20 protein-coding genes are annotated in these 17790 nt (G+C 67.0%); 11 read left to right on the top strand and 9 right to left on the bottom strand.

The genetic code is table 11. From position 1 onward, the window contains the following. The first annotated feature begins 17 nt into the window (after positions 1-17). The 7 genes from ACZ5IQ_RS15975 (at position 18) to ACZ5IQ_RS15945 (ending at position 4380) form a co-directional block, all read left to right on the top strand. Positions 18-518 (top strand): flavin reductase family protein, encoded by a 501-nt coding sequence (locus ACZ5IQ_RS15975; RefSeq protein ID WP_212811379.1) that lies wholly within the window; start codon positions 18-20, stop codon positions 516-518. A gap of 1 nt (position 519) precedes the next feature. Then, the gene (locus ACZ5IQ_RS15970) at positions 520-1260 is read left to right on the top strand and encodes an SDR family oxidoreductase (RefSeq protein ID WP_212811380.1); all 741 of its coding nucleotides are present in this window, start codon (positions 520-522) and stop codon (positions 1258-1260) included. A gap of 34 nt (positions 1261-1294) precedes the next feature. Beyond that, positions 1295-1657, top strand: coding sequence for a zinc ribbon domain-containing protein YjdM (locus ACZ5IQ_RS15965; protein WP_212811381.1), 363 nt, complete (start codon positions 1295-1297; stop codon positions 1655-1657). A 207-nt stretch (positions 1658-1864) separates the two neighbouring features. Then, positions 1865-2851: an NAD-dependent epimerase/dehydratase family protein gene (locus ACZ5IQ_RS15960; RefSeq protein ID WP_212811382.1), complete on the top strand. Its 987-nt coding sequence runs from the start codon at positions 1865-1867 to the stop codon at positions 2849-2851. A gap of 9 nt (positions 2852-2860) precedes the next feature. Beyond that, a complete protein-coding gene (locus tag ACZ5IQ_RS15955; RefSeq protein WP_212814807.1) occupies positions 2861-3295 on the top strand; it encodes a VOC family protein in 435 nt (144 codons plus the stop codon). A gap of 164 nt (positions 3296-3459) precedes the next feature. Then, positions 3460-3732, top strand: a complete 273-nt coding sequence (locus ACZ5IQ_RS15950) for a hypothetical protein (RefSeq protein WP_212811383.1) — start codon at positions 3460-3462, stop codon at positions 3730-3732. A 120-nt stretch (positions 3733-3852) separates the two neighbouring features. Continuing rightward, the gene (locus ACZ5IQ_RS15945; protein WP_212811384.1) at positions 3853-4380 is read left to right on the top strand and encodes a lipoprotein LpqH; all 528 of its coding nucleotides are present in this window, start codon (positions 3853-3855) and stop codon (positions 4378-4380) included. A gap of 3 nt (positions 4381-4383) precedes the next feature. On the opposite strand, the gene ACZ5IQ_RS15940 is transcribed toward ACZ5IQ_RS15945, so the two are convergent. The 8 genes from ACZ5IQ_RS15940 to ACZ5IQ_RS15905 all read right to left on the bottom strand — a co-directional run bounded on the left by ACZ5IQ_RS15940 (position 4384) and on the right by ACZ5IQ_RS15905 (position 14484). After that, a complete protein-coding gene (locus ACZ5IQ_RS15940; RefSeq protein ID WP_464480021.1) occupies positions 4384-5886 on the bottom strand; it encodes an amino acid permease in 1503 nt (500 codons plus the stop codon). Then, complete coding sequence (locus ACZ5IQ_RS15935) at positions 5886-6947, bottom strand: Glu/Leu/Phe/Val family dehydrogenase (protein WP_061001306.1); 1062 nt, start codon at positions 6945-6947, stop codon at positions 5886-5888. Before ACZ5IQ_RS15935 ends, ACZ5IQ_RS15940 begins: the two co-directional genes overlap by 1 nt. Before the next feature lie 96 nt (positions 6948-7043). Beyond that, positions 7044-10523 (bottom strand): indolepyruvate ferredoxin oxidoreductase family protein, encoded by a 3480-nt coding sequence (locus ACZ5IQ_RS15930; RefSeq protein ID WP_061001307.1) that lies wholly within the window; start codon positions 10521-10523, stop codon positions 7044-7046. Positions 10524-10685: 162 nt separating this feature from the next. Next, positions 10686-11168 carry an Lrp/AsnC family transcriptional regulator gene (locus ACZ5IQ_RS15925; protein ID WP_061001308.1) on the bottom strand — a complete coding sequence of 161 codons (483 nt, stop codon included), beginning with the start codon at positions 11166-11168 and terminating at the stop codon, positions 10686-10688. 29 nt (positions 11169-11197) lie between these two features. Beyond that, positions 11198-11677: an OsmC family protein gene (locus ACZ5IQ_RS15920; protein ID WP_061001333.1), complete on the bottom strand. Its 480-nt coding sequence runs from the start codon at positions 11675-11677 to the stop codon at positions 11198-11200. Positions 11678-11738: 61 nt separating this feature from the next. Further along, on the bottom strand, positions 11739-12740 hold the full coding sequence (locus ACZ5IQ_RS15915; protein ID WP_464480020.1) for a hypothetical protein: 1002 nt from the start codon (positions 12738-12740) through the stop codon (positions 11739-11741). Positions 12741-12745: 5 nt separating this feature from the next. Further along, positions 12746-13696, bottom strand: a complete 951-nt coding sequence (locus ACZ5IQ_RS15910) for a PE-PPE domain-containing protein (protein WP_061001310.1) — start codon at positions 13694-13696, stop codon at positions 12746-12748. 314 nt (positions 13697-14010) lie between these two features. Next, positions 14011-14484 (bottom strand): GtrA family protein, encoded by a 474-nt coding sequence (locus ACZ5IQ_RS15905; RefSeq protein WP_061001312.1) that lies wholly within the window; start codon positions 14482-14484, stop codon positions 14011-14013. A gap of 93 nt (positions 14485-14577) precedes the next feature. Here ACZ5IQ_RS15905 and ACZ5IQ_RS15900 point away from each other — a divergent pair, with 93 nt between their 5' ends. The 4 genes from ACZ5IQ_RS15900 to ACZ5IQ_RS15885 all read left to right on the top strand — a co-directional run bounded on the left by ACZ5IQ_RS15900 (position 14578) and on the right by ACZ5IQ_RS15885 (position 17466). Beyond that, entirely contained in the window at positions 14578-15183 is a 606-nt protein-coding gene (locus ACZ5IQ_RS15900; RefSeq protein WP_061001313.1) for a cadmium resistance transporter, read from the top strand. Between the two features lie 19 nt (positions 15184-15202). Next, positions 15203-16612: a WS/DGAT/MGAT family O-acyltransferase gene (locus ACZ5IQ_RS15895; protein WP_082761980.1), complete on the top strand. Its 1410-nt coding sequence runs from the start codon at positions 15203-15205 to the stop codon at positions 16610-16612. Positions 16613-16805: 193 nt separating this feature from the next. After that, on the top strand, positions 16806-17030 hold the full coding sequence (locus tag ACZ5IQ_RS15890) for a hypothetical protein (protein ID WP_133427491.1): 225 nt from the start codon (positions 16806-16808) through the stop codon (positions 17028-17030). A gap of 7 nt (positions 17031-17037) precedes the next feature. Further along, positions 17038-17466, top strand: coding sequence for a Rieske (2Fe-2S) protein (locus tag ACZ5IQ_RS15885; RefSeq protein ID WP_061001316.1), 429 nt, complete (start codon positions 17038-17040; stop codon positions 17464-17466). A gap of 15 nt (positions 17467-17481) precedes the next feature. On the opposite strand, the gene ACZ5IQ_RS15880 is transcribed toward ACZ5IQ_RS15885, so the two are convergent. After that, positions 17482-17724, bottom strand: a complete 243-nt coding sequence (locus tag ACZ5IQ_RS15880; protein WP_133427494.1) for a hypothetical protein — start codon at positions 17722-17724, stop codon at positions 17482-17484. Positions 17725-17790 lie beyond the last annotated feature (66 nt).

Below are 17790 nucleotides of genomic sequence, written 5' to 3'. Positions count from 1 at the left end.
CGAGGCCAGGACCGGTGATGAAACCAGAGACCGCATTTGATGATTTCGTCGACCTGCTCGACTACCCGATGTTCGTGGTCACGGTGCAGGCCGACGGTCAGACCGCCGGATGCCTGGTGGGCTTCGCCACGCAGGCCAGCATCGACCCGCCGAGGTTCCTCGTCGGGCTGTCCACGGCGAATCACACGACCTCGATCGCGCGGACGGCCACTCACCTTGCGGTGCACCTGCTGCCGCGCGACGAGTTGAAGCTGGCCGAGCTGTTCGGCGGTGAGACCGGCGATGCCGTCGACAAATTCGAGCGCTGCGCCTGGCATGTCGGGCCGGAAGGCTCTGCGGTCCTCGATTCCGCGCTGGCCTGGTTCGTCGGCGAGATCATAGCGAGATTCGACATGGGCGACCACGTGGGCCATCTGCTGGCACCTGTCGCGGGCGGTGATTCCGGCACCGGGGGCAAGCCGGTGTTCTTCGACGATGTGAAGGATCTCAGCCCGGGCACGGCGCGTAGACAGGGCTGAGATGACCGGTATCGCAGGCAAAGTCGTCGCCATCACGGGCGCCAGCAGTGGCATTGGCGAAGCAACAGCCCGGCTGCTCGCCGAACGGGGCGCGGTGGTGGTTCTCGGCGCCCGCCGGGGTGCCCGGCTCGACGAGTTGGGCGGTGCGATCCGCGCCGCCGGCGGGCAGGTCGTCACGTGCCCGACCGATGTGACACACCGGGCCGACGTCGACGCACTGGTGGCCGCCGCGGTGGACGCGTTCGGTCGGCTGGATGTGCTGGTGAGTAATGCCGGGATCGGCAAGATCGGTCCGGTCGCCGACCTGGACACCGACGGCTGGTCGCAGATGATCGACGTCAACCTGCGCGGCGTGCTCCACGGCATCGCCGCGGCGCTACCGGTGTTCCGGCGACAGGGTGCCGGGCACTTCATCACGACGGTGTCCACAGCAGGGCTGAAAGTCGTTCCGGGGCAGGCGGTTTACGCGGCCACGAAGAATGCGGTGCGAACCCTGATGGAAGGTCTGCGGCAGGAGTCGACGGACGGCGTCGTACGAACGACGTCGATATCGCCGGGCTTCGTCCGCACCGAGCTCGACGCCGCGATCGACGATCCCGCCCTTCGCGACCAGATTCGTCGCAACATGGATGACTTCGGGCTGCCGCCGGACGCGGTCGCCCGCGCGATCGCCTTCGCCATGGAGCAGCCGCACGACGTCGAGATCGGGGACATCACCATCCGTCCGACTGTGCAGGGTTAGTCGACGGTGCTGACGGTGTTGCCATAATCATCGCATGACAGAGACAGCAGCGACGCCCCCGTGCCCAGGGTGTACGAGCGAGTACACCTACGAATCCGGTGCGTTGTACGCGTGTCCCATGTGCGGCCACGAGTGGGCTGACGGTGATGCCGGCGACGCCGATGCCGGGCGAGTGGTGAGGGACGCTGTGGGCAACGTGCTCGCCGACGGCGACAGCGTCACGCTCGTGAAAAGCGTCAAGGTGTCGGGCGGCGGTGGCGGTGCGATCAAGGTGGGCACCAAGGTCCGAGGCATCACGCTCATCACCGACGGCGTCGGCGACCACGACATCGACGCAAACGTGCCCGGTTTCGGGCGTCTGCAGCTCAAGTCGAGCGTGGTCAAGAAGTCGTCCTGACGCTACTGCGCTGTGTCCAGGGATAGCCGAACGCCGCGGCACTTGTCGGCCTGTTGCCTCACGTCGAGATGCGCGCGTAGGGGGTCGCGCGATTGGAATCGGGCGTGTTGTCCGAGTGATGTCCACATCACGCGGATCCACCCTGCGGCGTGAAGCCAGGTACTAGCGTCTGGACAGCGGCAGTTCACTTCGGAGGGGGTAGGCGTCATGCGGGTGCTGGTCACGGGCGGGACCGGGTTCGTCGGTGGTTGGAGTGCGAAAGCCATTGCGGACAAGGGGCATTCGGTCCGGTTCCTGGTGCGCAACGCGGCTCGGTTGCAGACCAGCGTGGCCCAATTGGGCGTCGACGTCTCTGACCACGTGGTCGGCGACATCACCGATCGCGACTCGGTGCTGCGCGCGCTGGACGGGTGCGACGCCGTGCTGCACGCCGCGGCGCTGGTCGCCACCGATCCGAACCAGGCGGCGCAGATGCTGAGCACCAACATGGACGGTGCGCGCAACGTACTGGGCGGCGCCGTGGAACTGGGCCTTGATCCGATCATTCACGTCTCGAGCATCACCGCGCTGTTCAATCCCGACGTGGACAAGCTCGAGGCCGACCTTCCGGTGTTCGGCGGCACCGACGGCTACGGACGGTCCAAAGCCCAGGTCGAGATCTACGCCCGCGGCATGCAGGACGCCGGGGCGCCGGTGAACATCACCTACCCCGGCATGGTCATGGGCCCGCCGGTCGGCAACCAGTTCGGCGAGGCCGGCGAAGGCGTGGCGCAGGCACTTCAACTCGGCGCGATTCCCGGCCGCAGCGCGGCCTGGACGGTGGTCGACGGTCGGGATCTGGCCGAGCTCCACGCGGCGTTGCTGGAGCCGGGCAAGGGACCCCGCCGCTACATGGCCGGCGGCCATCGCATTCCGGTGGACGAGCTGGCTCGGTTGTTGAGCGAAGTCGGCGACAAGACCATGTTCTCCGTTCCGGTTCCCGACACGGTGCTGCGGCTGGCCGGCCAGGTACTTGATCGGCTGGGACCATTGCTGCCGTTCCAGACGCCGTTCACCGAAGCCGCGATGCAGTACTACACCCAGATGCCCGACTCGGACGACACCCCGAGCGAGCGCGAACTCGGTGTCACCTATCGCGATCCGCGCATCACCTTGGCCGACACCGTCGCCGGCCTTCGTAAGCTGAACCACTGAGGGCGAATGATGGCTGACGTCAAGAAGTTTCAGGTCACCTTCGACTGCGCGGTACCCGAGCGCGTGGCGCGGTTCTGGTGCGACGTGCTGGGATACGTCGTACCACCGCCACCGCCAGGATTCGCATCGTGGGACGACTTCGACCGTGCACTGCCACCCGAACATCGAGGTTCGAAGTTCGCGTGCGTCGATCCCGAAGGCGTCGGCCCGCGCCTGTTCTTCCAGCGCGTTCCCGAAGGGAAGACGGTGAAGAACCGCGTGCATCTGGATGTGCACGTGGCCACCGGTCTGTCCGGGGACGAACGACTGGCGGCGCTCGAGGCGGAGTGCGAACGGCTGGTCGCGCTCGGTGCGGTCCGCGTGCGATTGCTTCCCGCCGACGACATCAACGAGTCGTGCATCGTCATGCAGGACGTGGAGGGCAACGAGTTCTGCCTCGACTGACCGCAGGCCCGTTTACCGCTGGCGCCGTGGGGTATTCACCAATTGCCTACGGCGCCAGGTCCGCTCGTTCGGGGGTCGGGCACGCTCGCCAGGTAGGAATGCGATGTCGCATCCGTCGCGGACCTTGACGCATGAGGCCATGCAGTCGAGGCAAGGACGAGACAATGACCATCAAACAACTGGCAGCAGCAGCCACCGTCGCCGGCAGTCTGGCGGCCGGCTTGTTCGGCGTGGCCGGCGGAATCGCGACAGTGTCGCCGAGCACCCTGGGAAGCGGCGTCGCGAGCGCCGAACCGAATGTGCCCCCGGCGATTCCGCCGCCCTGGGCGCCGGTCCAACCGAACCCGCCGTGGTGGGCTCCGGGTGCGTCCGTGGTGTGGAGCCCGGCCATCGAGCGTTGGGGCTTCTGGTGGTTCGGCAATTTCATGCCGATGTAGGCAGGTTGCCGTAGCCACCGGAACGAGCCGGTCGTCGCATCTCAGAAAAGAAATGCGGCGACCGGTTCAACGGCGTAGATGTGGTGAATCGGAATTGGCGACGACAACACGAGGGGTGCCATGAGGCGACAGGTTGCGATCGGTGCGGTCAGCATGGCGGTTGTCGTGGGGATCGCCGGCTGCAGTGGCGAGAAACCGCCGTCGGAGACGACGAGCTCGAGCAGCAGCACCACCACCACCAAGTCCACGTCATCGCCGGCATCGTCAACGACGGCCTCGCCCACCCAACCGCCGACCGGCAATCCGCCGCCCGGCCAGGCCGAGGTGACCGTCGACGGGGTGCGTCAGAACATCACGGGCAATGTGGTCTGTACCAACGCCGTCGGAAACTTCAACATCGCCATCGGTCAGAAGGCCTCGGGAGTGGCGGTGGTGCTGACACCGGACGCCGCCACGGTGCACTCGGTGATCCTGGGCAACGTCAACGGCGTCATTCTCGGCTATCAGCAGGGCGTGTCGGGCGGCGAGGCCACGGCGTCCAAGGACGGCGACACCTACGTCATCAGCGGTAGCGCTACCGGGGTGACGGCAGCGCTACCGCCCGTGATGGTGACCAAGCCCTTCGAGATTCGCGTTACCTGCGGCTGAGGGTCACGCCGCGATCTGAGTGACGTTGAGGTGCTTGTGCGCCTCGGCCTTCCGCTGCGCGAGCTTCGAGTGCGACCTGCCGTAGACGAAGTACAGCGCGACGCCGACGGCCATCCACACGACGAACCGAAGCCAGGTCTCGACCTCGAGGTTGATCATCAGCCATAGGCACGACAGCGCAGCCAGGATCGGGACGAGCGGCACGAGAGGCACCCGGAAGCCGCGTTTGAGATCGGGCCGTGTGCGGCGCAGGATCGGCACTCCGATCGCCACGAGGATGAAGGCGACAAGCGTGCCGATGTTGACCATGCCCGCGAGCGTGCCGAAGTCCACGAACGCGGCCAGCACCGCGCACACCACACCGACGATGACGGTCAATCGCACCGGGGTGCCGTGCTTGCCGGTGTGCGAGAGCCGCTTGGGGAGCAGGCCATCGCGGGACATCGCGAACAGGACGCGGGTCTGGCCGAGGAACATCACCATGACGACGGTCGAGAGGCCCGCCAATGCGCCGATGGAGATGATGTTCTTGGCCCAGGTGTCACCGTGGAGGGCGAATGCCGTTGCGAGGGTGGCATTCTCCCCTTGGAGCTGGGTGTACGGCACCATGCCGGTGAGGACGAAGGACACCGCGACGTAGCAGACGGTGACGATGGCCAGCGCGCCGAAGATGCCGCGGGGGACGTCGCGTTGCGGGTTGCGGGTCTCTTCGGCCGCGGTGGCGACGACGTCGAAGCCGATGAACGCGAAGAACGCGATGCTGGCGGCGGTCAGCAGGCCCAGCCACCCGAAGCTCGTACCGCCAGTTCCGGTGAGCCAGGCCAGCATTGACTGGTGCACACCGTCGGCCTTCGCCGAGGGCTGCGCCGCCGGGATGAAGGGCGTCAGGTTCGAGGCCTTGAAGTAGGTGGCGCCGACGACGAGGATCAGCACGATCACGGAGAGCTTGATCGCCACGGCGACGGCCGAAACTCGCGATGACAGCTTCGTTCCGGTCGCCAGCAATACGCCGACGATGGCGATGATCACCAGCGCACCCCAGTCGAACTTGACGGACCCGAGGTGCACGACGGGCGACACCGTCCCGCCGAGCACGTGGCCGAGATACTGCGACCAGCCTTTGGCGACAACGGATACCGCGAGCGCGAATTCGAGTATCAGATCCCAGCCGATGATCCACGCGACCAGCTCGCCGAAGGTGGCGTACGCGTAGGTGTAGGCGCTGCCGGCGACGGGCACGGTCGAGGCGAACTCGGCGTAGCACAGCGCGGTGAGCCCGCATGTGATCGCCGCGATGACGAAGGCGACCGACACGGCCGGCCCCGCCATGTTGCCCGCGGTCTGAGCGGTAAGGGTGAAGATGCCGGCGCCGATGACGACGGCAACGCCGAAAACAGTGAGATCCCTTGCCGTCAGGTCTTTGCGGAGCTTCGAATCGGGCTCATCGGTGTCCCGGATCGACTGCTCGACCGACTTGGTGCGGAAAAGCCCGCCGCCGGCGCCCATCAGATGGCCCCGTCGAGCCGCTGTTCGGCGAACAGGTTCGCGGCGGCGCCGATGCTGATGCCCGTCTCGTTCGCGGTGGCGATGATGTCGCGACAGCGGTCGAAGATGCGGGTCACGTCGGCTTCGACGGCAGCGCGGTCCGCGCCGTGCAGCTCACCGGCGACCTGGATGAGGCCGCCGGCGTTGGCGACGAAGTCAGGTACCCAGGTGATTCCGCGACGGCCGAGCAACAGCTCGACGTCGGGCGTCGCGAGCTGGTTGTTCGCGGCACCGCAGACCAGTTTCGCCTCGATGGTTTGAGCGCTCATAGGCGTCAGAGTAGCCCCGAGGGCACACGGAGCATAGACATCGACCGGGGCGTCGGCAACTGAATTGACGACGCGCACCGAGGGGTGATCGCTCGACAGACGCTGCAGTGCCGCGTCGTTCACGTCGGTGGCGAATACGTCGGCGCCATCGGCGAGCAGCAGGGCGATGAGTTCCCGGCCGACCTTGCCGACACCTTCGACGCCGATGGTCCGGCCCGCCAACGTGGCTGCGCCCCAGACGGATTCGGCGCCGGCCCGCATGGCGTTGAAAACGCCCAGCGCGGTGAGACGGGCGCTGTCACCCGAGCCGCCGGCGACGGCGCTGCGACCGGTGACGTGCGAGGTGTACTTACCCATGATGTCGAGATCGTCGGTGTTCGTGCCGACGTCGCCCGCGGTGACGTACCGCCCGCCGAGGGTGTTGACGTAGCGCGCGAAGGCCGCGAACAGCGCTTCGCTCTTGTCGCTCGTGGGATCGCCGATGATGACGGATTTGCCGCCGCCCAGGTTCACGCCGGCTGCCGCGGCCTTGTACGTCATGCCCCACGACAGCCGCAGGACATCCTCGAGCGCCTCGAACTCGTCGGCGTACGGGTACATGCGGCAACCGCCGAGGGCAGGACCCAGCGCGGTCGAGTGAATGGCGATGATGGCCTTGAGGCCGGACTCGGCGTCCTCGCAGAACACGACCTGCTCATGGCTGCGGGAGCTCAACTTGTGCGAGCGACCGAACACTCCGACGGGGGTGGACATGGCTGTCACTACGGATTCCTTTCTGCTGCCGCATGTTTGGCGGCCTGGTTGACGCTGCCGCAGGGGTGGCGGCAGGACATCTGGGGTGGCGGCCGGTCAGGCCGGGATGCCGAGCTCGCGCAGGCGTGCCCAGTACAGCTCGACATTGCCGAGTTTGACGTCCTCGTAGCCGCGGACGGTGTCGGGCAGTCCGGCGGCCTCGACGGCCGTGGCGTAGTTGTCGACGGTCAGCTCGGCGGCGAGGCGCAGCACCATCGCCGTGTACTGAGACAGCAACTGCCGCTCCACTTTCCGGACGTGGGCATAGCTGAACGGGTCCAGCTTGGTGCCGCGCAGCACCTTGGCCTTGGCCAGCATCTTCAGTGCCGCATGCGATTTCGGTCCGAAGCCGACCTTCTTGGTGCGGCCCATGGCGCGCAGGACGGGCGGATGCAGCTTGTAGGTGAGGTTCTCCCCACCGGGCACCTGCGCCTGCACGTCGGCCAGGAACGCCGGATCGACCAGCAGCCGCGCGACCTCATACTCGTCCTTGTAGGCCGTGAACTTGTGCAGCCCACGTGCCACGGCCTCGCTGAACGCGGTGTTGTCGGTGATGGTGCGCTCCAGCTGCCACACGGCCTGAACCGTTTCGACGTAACGCCGGGCGACCTTGGCGTTCTGGTAACCGACCAGCTCGCCGGCCCGCAGTTCGACCCGTCGGCGCACCTCCCCGTCGAACGTGGTGCTGGCCAGCAGCTCCGGGCGCGCCAGCGCGGGCACGGCCTTGGGCCGGGCGGCGTCGACGGCGGCGGCGAACGCGGCCGGATCGGCGACCGCGACACGGCCCCAGCGGAACGCCGCCACGTTGGCGGCGACCGCGACACCGTTGATGCCGATGGCCTCCTCGATGCTGGCCCCGGGCAGGCGTAGGCCGCCGTTCTGGAAGGCGGCGCCGACGACCAGGAAGTTGGCTGCCGCGGTGTTGCCGAACAGGGCCTGCGCCGCGGCGAGGGCATCGAAATGGGTCAGCGTGCGGGTGGCGGCGGTGAGCCGGTCCAGGAGCGACTGCGTCTCCGGGTACGCGACCGACTTGTCGTACACCATGTCGCCCGTCGGCGTCTGGCTCGTCGACGCGACGGCGATGGTGCGCTCGGCACTGCCGTAGCCGAGGTTCCGGTTGTCGGTCGCGGTGAGCAGGTCGATCGCGATGATGCAGTCGGCGCTCCCCGAGGTGAGCCGGTTGGACGGCTCCAGGGCGCTGGTCGAGAACCGCAGGTGCGACACCACCGGTCCGGCTTTCTGGCTCAGGCCGATCTGGTCGAGGCTCTCCACCTCGTAGCCCGCGCGCAGCGCGGCAGTCGCGAGCACCTGGTTGACCGTGACGATGCCGGTGCCACCGATGCCGGCGAGCAAGACGTTCTGGGTGCCGGTCGGCACGCCGAATCCCGGATCCGTGACGCGCGGCGGCTCCGGCGCCTTACGCCGGGATGTCTTGCGGCCCTTCTTCTCCGGGGTCAGTTCGACCGTGACGAATGACGGGCAGTCGCCGTCGAGGCACGTGTAGTCGGTGTTGCACGACGTCTGGTCGATCCGGGTCTTGCGACCGAATTCGGTGTCGACCGGCTGAACGGACAGGCAGTTCGACTTGGTGCCGCAATCGCCACAGCCCTCGCAGACCGCTTCGTTGATCACCACGCGGGTGTTGCGGGTGGGCAGGGTGCCGCGCTTGCGCTGGCGGCGGGCGTCGGCGGCACAGTGCTGGTCATAGATGAGCACGGTGACGCCCGGGATCTCCCGCAGCACCTTCTGCGCCTCGTCGAGCCGGTCGCGGTGCCACAGCCGCGTGCCCTTGGCGAGGGCTTTCTTGTTGTGCCGCTTGGGTTCGTCGGCGCAGATGATGATCTGCTTGACGCCTTCGGCCGTCAGCTTGTGGGTGAGGCCCGCCACGACCAGCCCGCCTTCGACGTCCTGCGCACCGGTCATGGCGACCACTTCGTTGTAGAGCAGTTTGTAGGTGATGTTGACACCGGCCGCGATGCAGGCCTGCACCGCGAGCTGTCCGGAGTGGAAGAAGGTGCCGTCGCCGACGTTCTGGAACAGGTGCGGCACATCGGTGAACGGGGCCTGTCCGATCCACTGGCTGCCTTCGCCACCCATCTGCGTCAGACCCACCACGGCGCTGTCACTGCGGCCGGACATGGTGACCAGAGTGTGGCACCCGATGCCACCGCCGCCGATGGAGCCCTCCGGGATCGCGGTGGACCGGTTGTGCGGGCAACCGCTGCAGAAGTACGCGGTTCGCTTGGCGGACAACACTTCCAGCGACAGCGGCGGGGGAGGCGTGCGCTTGAGTTCGACGTGATCGCGCAGTACCCGGCGCAGCGGCGCGAGCAAGCGTGCCGCGGTCAGCTCGCCGCCGAGCGGGAACAGCGGCGCGCCCGCGGCATCGTGCTTTCCGATGATCTGCGGGGCACCGGTAGTGCCGTAGAGAATTTCGCGGACCTGGGTCTCGATGAAGGCCGTCTTGTCCTCGACCACGATCACCTGCTCGAGGCCCCGGGCGAATTCCCGGACCGCCTGCTGGCCGACGGGGTACGGCATCCCGATGCGCAGCAGGCGAATTCCGGCGCGGTGCAGTGCCGCGTCGTCGACTCCGAGGTCGAGCAGCGCCTGGCGGACCGCGTCGAATGTGGTGCCGGTGGCGGCGATGCCGATCTTGGCGCGGGCCGGGTCGACTTCGAGGACGTCGAGGTCGTTGACGTCCCCGAAGGCGCGCACGGTCGCCCAGCGTGGACCGTAGAGGTCGGCTTCGGCGATGAGGCTGTCGGCCGGGGCCGCCATCGGTCGCTGAACGTAAGTGAACGGCTTTCCGTCCCAGAGGATTTCAGGTGCGGTGATCGCGATGTCGGCCACGTCGGCGTCGACGGTCCAGGCGCCGTCGGCGACGTCGGCGACGATCTTCATCGCCACGACGCAGCCCGAGGCGCGCGACAGCGCAACACCCTGCATGCCCATCGTGATGATCTCTTCGGCGTTGCGCGGGAACAGGACCGGGATGCCGAGAGCGGCGAGGGACCGCTCGCTGACGGCGGGCACCGTCGACGATTTCGATGCCGGGTCGTCGCCGACCAGCAGGAGCACGCCGCCGCGGGGGTTGACGCCGTACATGTTGGCGTGGCGCAGCGCGTCGGTCGCGCGGTCGACGCCGGGTCCCTTGCCGTACCAGACACCGATGACGCCGTCGTGGGTGGCCTTCCCGGCGGGCAGGTCGGTCTGGCTGCCCCAGACCGAGGTGGCGGCGAGTTCCTCGTTGAACCCGGGGGTGAAGACGACGTCGTGTTCGGTCAAGACGCTCGGCATGCCCAGCAGCATCTTGTCGACGCCGCCGAGGGGGCTGCCCTGGTAACCGGAGACGAACGTCGCGACGCGGCGGCCGGCGCGCAGGTCACGGACATGCTGCTCGACCATCATGCGGGCGATGGCCTGAACCCCGGTCAGCAGGACGGGGCCGGCGCCGGAGCGGTACCGGTCATCGAGGTCGTAGGGCGCGGCGGGTTCGGCCGCTGCGAGTTCGGATCGGGACAAGACACTGGTCATCGACAACCTCCACACTTTCCGCCACTCAGATCGCCAGCCATAAACGCGAACTATTAGCAATCAGTGCAGCGAAATCTGCCCCTGTGGGTGATCTACGTCAACAGTCGACGAAAATATTGATCAGACTGCTCAATTGTGACGTGGCGCACTGTGACGCACGCATCATTTTGTTCGACGTTGTGTCACGTGCTGCACCAGAGGCAGCGATCGGTATTCGACGGGTGTCGCCATCGCGAGCATGGTTTCGGAGTGCTTGACACCGTCGATCCGGTGCACCCGCTGGATGACGCTGAGCAGCTCTTCCTGCGTCTGAGCGGCGATGCGGGCGAGCAGATCGGCCCGCCCCGTCGTGGCGTGGACCTCCAGCACATGGGGGACGTCCTGCAACGCTTCGATGATGGCGTTCATCTTGGTCTGGTCGGTCTCGATGAAGACCAGCGCGTGTACCGCGAACCCGAGCTGCGACAGGTTGATGTTGGGCGGGTAGCCGCGGACCAGGCCGGATTCCTCGAGCCGTTTCATGCGCGCCTGCACGGTGTTGCGGGCGACCTTCAGCCGCGACGCCAACTCGAGAATCGGCGTCCGCGGATCGGCGGCCAGCTCCGACAGCAGCGCGGAATCGAGTGCGTCGAGCTTGATGGTCATGCGCCATTTTCCCACGGGGGCACCGTGGGTCACGCCGATTCGGCGACGCTCACCTGTGCTTCGCACCGGACATCGAAGTTGACGGAATTGGCGATGAAACACAGGTGATGGGCTCGCTCGTGGACCCTCGTGAGGGCCTCGCGGTGCCGGTCGTCGGCGATCTCGACAACCGGACGCAGCACCACCTCGGTGAAGTACCCGCCGCCGTCCGGGGTTTGCGCCATGGTGCCCGACGGCTGGTCGGTGTATCCGGTGACGACGATGCCCTCCTGCGAGCACAGCGCGAGGACCCACAACATGTGGCACTGCGACAGCGAGGCCACCAGGAGCTCCTCGGGGTTCCAGCGCTGTGGGTCGCCGCGGAACGCGGGGTCGGCACTGCCTGCGATCGTGGGCTTGCCGTCGGCGCTGACGTCGTGTGCGCGGTCGTACTCGCGGTAACCCGAGGTTCCGGTGCCGGTGTTGCCGGTCCATGTCACCTCGAGTTCGTAGTGGTGCGTCTTCGCCATGGCGGGCATCCCCTTCGTCGCTGCGCTCGCGTACCTCTGTTCTAGCGCACGCGCCCGAAGGTCAGTGCTTGCTCCGCCCGTGGTCGCCCTTCGCCTTGGTCTCGGACTGCTTGGACTCGGACGTCTTGCTGTCGGACGTCTTGCTGTCGGACGTCTTGGTCGTCGACTCGCCGCTCTTGGCCTTCTTGGCCGGCTTGCTGGTCCCAGATTTCTGCGCCGTGGTTACCGACGAATCGTCCTGCTTCGTTTCCGATTTGGTGGCCTTGCCAGACCGCTTCCCGGTGACATCGGCAGCGGCCGGTTTCGCGGTGGGTTTCGATGCTGTGCTGGCTGATTCGGCGGTGGCGCTCGGCTCGGCAGTGGAGCGGGTCGCGACCGCCGCGGTCGGCCGCGGCGCGTGAGTGAGCACATTGGCCAGACCCTGGACCGAGGACACGACGTTGGCGACGGCCGTCAACGGATTATGCCCACTGAGGACAGAACCGACGCCCGTGGTGGACAGGGTGGCGACGGCGTAGTAGACGCCGACCGCTGCTCTGGCCACCCTGACGACGTAGATCACAGGGGTCAGCGGCGCGAGGTGGGGCGCCAGCGTGGCCGTCACGGTCTTGGTGGCACCGGCGGCAGCGGCGCCTGCCTGTCCGATCCCGCTGACCAACTGCCGCACCTGAGGTGACGACGCGGCGCCGGGGAAGTCGGTGACCGCGCTGACCAGACTCTGCAGGTGCGCCGTCGTCGACGTCACCTTCTGCACGGCCTCGTACTCACCGGTGCTCTGATCGACCTGCGCGCTCAGCACCAGCAGCGGGAAGTCCGGTGTCTGCCAGTAGATTACGTCGGTGGCGACGGCCTGGGCCGCACCTCCGAGGTTGCCGGCGTACCGAATCGGGTTGAACGCGGCATCGATGGTCGCGGCCGTGAGCGCGTACCGGTACTCGGCGCTGTGCACCGTCGTCGGGTGCGCCGTCGGGTGCGTCGTCGGGAGAACCGGTGCGGCACTGGTGACCACGACCGCGGCCGAGCACACCACAGACAGCGTCACGGTCTGCGTCTTGATCCACATGCGAATTACCTCCTCGATTCCCCGCCGCGGCGAGACTTCCGAAAACCGAACCCCCGCTGAGGTTTCGGTGCTTTCTCTTTGCCTTCTTCGTGTTTGGCGGCCGCCGGGTTGGCCCTGCGCAGAGCCTTCGACGCCAGGGCAGTGATCGACGGCCGCGGAGCCCGATCGCGCGGCGCGACCTCCGGGCGGCGGACGTAGGCGCGGTCGATCTGCGGGCGGAGCAGGGCGTCGATGAGAGACGTGTTCAGTCCGGCATCGCGCAGCGGCTGTGTGAGCGGCAGCCGGGCCGTTGGCACGACGTAATGGGTGGTGGTGCCGCCGGCGGCGTTGGTACGGATGGTCTTGAGCGTTCCCGGCGTCGCCGGGTTGGCCGCCGACCCGTAATCGGTGTGCACGAATCCGATTCCCATGACAGCGTTGAGGACGGCCAGACGTGTTGGCTTGTCCGGCCAATCGGAGAAGCCGTCGTACTCGCGAACGATCTCGGTGGTGGGGTACGCGCTTGCCCGTGGCACATTCGGCGCGAACAGTTGCAGTGCCCGATTCTTGGTGGTGATACCGCCTGTGGTGTTCTGCGGGTCGCCGAAGGTCACGAACTGCAGATTGTCCTCACGACCCCCACCGAATGAATCCCGTAGCGACTGTGCGAGTTTCACGTAGTTCAGGACGATGGCGCCCTGGCTCAGACCGGCCAGGGTGACGGCGGCGCCGTCGGGAACCGTGGCAAGCGATGCGTTCACCTTGGTGGTGCCGATGACAGCGTCCGCGGCGAACAGGAGGCCGGCGGGGTACCCGATGCCATGGATGGTGCCGCTGGAGTCCAGGTATCCGTCGGCCAGTCCGAGGGCTTCCTGGGAGGTCGGCGACACGTCGCACAGGCACGTGCCCTGCAGGTAGAAGGTGACGCCGGGGCTTTCATCCGATGCCGTCGCCGACGGTTGCACACTGATCGTCATGCAGAGTGCGACGACGAAACCTATTGCACTGCAGCGGTTCAGGCCGGCCACGGGGCAGTTCCTATCTGTGCACGAGGAGGGGATTGCGGTTCATACGCAGCGCGCGACCAATCGGGCGACGATGTCGCCCGCGGTGACGTACGTGGATCTCGCTGATGAGTCAGCGGCGGTAATGGCGGCGTGGAGCGAATGATTCTCGCCGGCGCGTCTGATGTGCCCTGCCGTCCCCGACTACCCCCGTTTGGTACCTCAGTACAACTTGACCAGGCGAAATTAACACCGCTGCAGCATTTTTGCATGCCATGAGACGCAGGTCACCGCCGGAACACCACCCAGCGCATCGCGACGTACATATAGACCGCCTCGCAGCCTCCCGCCACCATCCGGGCGACGTGGTACTCGACGCCGAGCGCCGACAATCCCGTCGAGACGCCCAGGATGAAGGCCAGGTAGTTGACCGCGACCACCACGACGTAGATGGCGAGCTGCGGGCCGACCGCGCTGTGCGAGCTGAAGTTGAAGGTTCGGTTCAGCACGTAGCTCAGCCCGAACGCGCACCCGTACGACACCGTGACCGCCACCGCCAGCGGCGATCCCAACCCGTCCCGCAATGCGGTGAGCAACAACAGGTCGATCGCGAACGTGCCGCCGTTGATCAACGCGAACCCTAGGAACGTCGGAGCGACAACCGATTCGAGCCCGAAGGGCAGCCGGCTGACGACCAGTTCGCAGCCACGGTGGAAGCTGTCGACGGCGCGCTGCAGGCCACCTGCCGCGTCGACGGTCACGCGGGCACTGTGCCATGGGCCGGCGTCGACCAGGTAGCTGGCAGGCGAACTCTGCGCTTCGGGCTCGGGCGGCGTCCCGTAATCTCCACGCCGATGAGCCTGGCCACGATCACCCAAGCCATCGCGACCTTCGCCGTCACCAACATCGACGACCTTGTGGTGCTCGCCGTGTTCTTCGGCCAGGCGCGTGGCCACCGCAGCGCGGCCATGCGGGTGATCGCCGGGCAGTACCTGGGTTTCGTGGCCATCGTGGCGGTGTCCGTATGTACCGCGCTTGCGGGTGCGGCACTGCTGCCGGCTGGCGTGCTGCCCTATCTCGGCCTGCTGCCGATCATGTTGGGGCTCAGGGCCGCTTGGGTGGCCTGGCGGCACCGGGGCGGCGAACCGCCGGATGGTGAGGGCGGGCCGGCACCGTGCGCTCCGGGTGTCTGGCAGGTCGCCGGTGTGACGTTCGCGAACGGCGGCGACAACGTCGGTGTCTACGTGCCGATGTTCGCGGTCGCCACGGCCGGCACGGTCGCGTTGTACGTGACGGTGTTTCTCGTCGGGGTCGGGGTCTGGTGCGTCGTCGGCCGATACTTCGCCGCCCACCGCGTCGTCGCCGACACGTTCACGCGGTGGGGACACCTCATCCTGCCGGTGGTGCTGATCGCCGTCGGGACCACGATCCTCGTCGAAGGCGGCGTGTTCGCGCGGTAACCGCAGTAAGTTCACCCGGGTGACCAGCAGACGACTGTCCCCGCTCGACTCGATGTTCCTGGCGGCCGAATCTCCCGAGACGATGATGCATGTGGCCGGGCTCATGCAGTTCCGTCCGACATCGGGCGACGCCGGGGACATCCTGGATCTGCTGCGCGACGAGATCTACGGGTCCAACGAGATCGAGCCACCGTGGAACATGAAGCTGCAGACGCCATGGTTCCTGCTGAATCCGCTGCAGCGCTGGGTCGAGGACCCGAAGTTCGACGTCATGTATCACGTCCGGCGGTCCGCGTTGCCCCGTCCCGGCGACCAGCGCGAACTGGGAATCCTGATCTCCCGCTTGCACGCTCGGCAGCTCGACCTGACGCGACCGCCCTGGGAACTGCACATCATCGAGGGCCTCGATGACGGCAACGTCGCGTTGTACGTGAAGATGCACCATTCACTCGTCGACGGCTATACGGCGATGAAGACGCTGATCCGGTCGATGTCGACCGACCCGTCCGATACCGACACCCCGTTGTTCTTCCGGAACCCGGTGCCGAAGCGGGAGCGCAAGAAGGACGAGAAGGACAGCGGCCTCATTCCCGACATCGGCGGGCTGCTGCGGTCCATCACCTCGGAGTTGTCGACCGTCATCGATCTGCCTGCCGCGTTCGCCAAGCTGGCGGTGACCGCCGTCAGCAGGAGCAATCCGCTTGTCGGCCCGGGCCAGGCGCCGCACACCATCTTCAACGGCCGCATCGGCCGGAGCCGGCGGTTCGCCACACAGCAGTACGACATCGCGCGCTTGCGGGCCGTCGCTGACGCGGCGGGCGCAACCCTCAACGATGTCGCGCTCGCGATCTGCGGCGGTGGACTGCGTGACTATCTCCTCGGACTCGACGCACTGCCCGAGAAATCGCTGATTGCCATGCTGCCGGTCAACATTCGGCCGAAAGACGATCCCGGCGGCGGCAACGCCGTCGGCGCCATTCTCGCAACCCTCGGTACCGACCTCGCCGACGCCCGCGAGCGGATCGAGACCATCAGCGCGTCGACGAAAGCGGCCAAGGACCAATTGTCGGGAATGACCAGTACGGCGATTCTCGCCTACACCGCGGCGCTGATGGCGCCGTTCCTCGTGCAGACCGGGGCGGCGACCGTGGGTGCCCCGAAGGTGGCCCCGGCGTCCTACAACGTCATCTTGTCGAATGTGCCCGGGCCCGACTATCCGCTGTACTTCCGGGGCAACGAGCTCGTGTCCACCTATCCGGTGTCGATACCCGTCCACGGCGTCGGCCTGAACATCACCTGCCAAAGCTACTCGGGCACTTTGAATTTCGGCTTCACCGGCTGCCGTGACTCGATGCCGCACATGCAGAAGCTGGCAATCAAGACCGGCGAGGCGTTGGTGGCGCTGGAGCAGGCCTATGGTCTGCTGTGAAAACAGTGTGTAAAAGCAATTGACCCAAGTGCCGAAACGAACCTTCACAGCAGACGCAAGGGTGCTACCTTCACCGGACCAGTTAGCGCCGGAGAGTGGGTATGAAATGAGCGTAACGACGACGCGATTCGCTCGCATGTCAATGGGGGCAGCAACGTTTGGCGTTGCATCCGCGGTGGCGGCTTTGATCAGCATGCCGCTCGCACACGCCGACGAACTCACGTGCTCGGATGGCCTGGTCGCCTCCGAAGGCACCTGCGTGGCCCCGGCCGACGCCCCCGCAGCCCCGGAGGCGGCACAAGGTCCGTTCAACGCGCCGGAATCGTCGCTCGACGATCCCAGCTTGTTCACGCCGCCCTACGAGCTCACTGAAGGCGAAGTCGCTTCGCCCGGGTACAACGGCGGCGGCCGGCGGTAAGCCTCGCATGATCGAGGCCGGGCACCCGAGCCGTCGTGGGGTACTCCTCGGCGCGGGTGCCGTCGGTGCGGGGATGGTGGTTGCCGCCTGCGGCGGTAAAGAGGCGCCGCCGTCGGGCGGCCAGTCCGCGGGCAGTGAGTCCAAGGCCGCATCACCATCGGTGAAGACCGCCGAGGTACCGGTGGGCGGCGGCGTGGTTCTCCCGGAGGCGAAAGTGGTCGTCACCCAGCCGAAGGCCGGGGAGTTCAAGGCGTTCAGCGCGGTGTGTACACACAAGCAGTGCACGGTGTCGAAGGTCGCCGACGGCACCATCGACTGTCCTTGTCACGGAAGCACATTCAGTATCGCGGACGGCGCCGTCGTGAAGGGTCCGGCGGACGAGCCGCTGGCCCCGAAGACGGTGACGGTCACCGGGGACACGCTGACCGTCACCTGACCTCAAGCCCGGCGGCTACACCGAGCCGTCGCAGCCGCGGACACCGCCCGTCGTGACCTTGGGGGACGTCGGGCCGAAGCCACCGATCGAGCGCGGCGACGTGGTCTGCGATTGCACCGAGACGCTCGGCTTGGTGGGAGGTTCCGGCTGCGGGTTGAACGCCTGGGCCGTGCCCGAGGCCAGTCCGAAACAGATCAGCGTCAAGCCGCCCGACAGCAGAGCAGTGCCCGCGACCTTCTTGATGGCGCTGGTGATCATGGTGTCTCCCTCTCGCTGGTTCGGCCTGTGTCGACCGCTGACAGCAATGGTGAGACGCGGCCCTTG

The sequence above is a fragment of the Mycobacterium toneyamaense genome (genome assembly GCF_055384815.1).
Note: the sequence above shows the minus strand (reverse complement) of the source record. Positions and strands in the feature narration are given on the sequence as shown.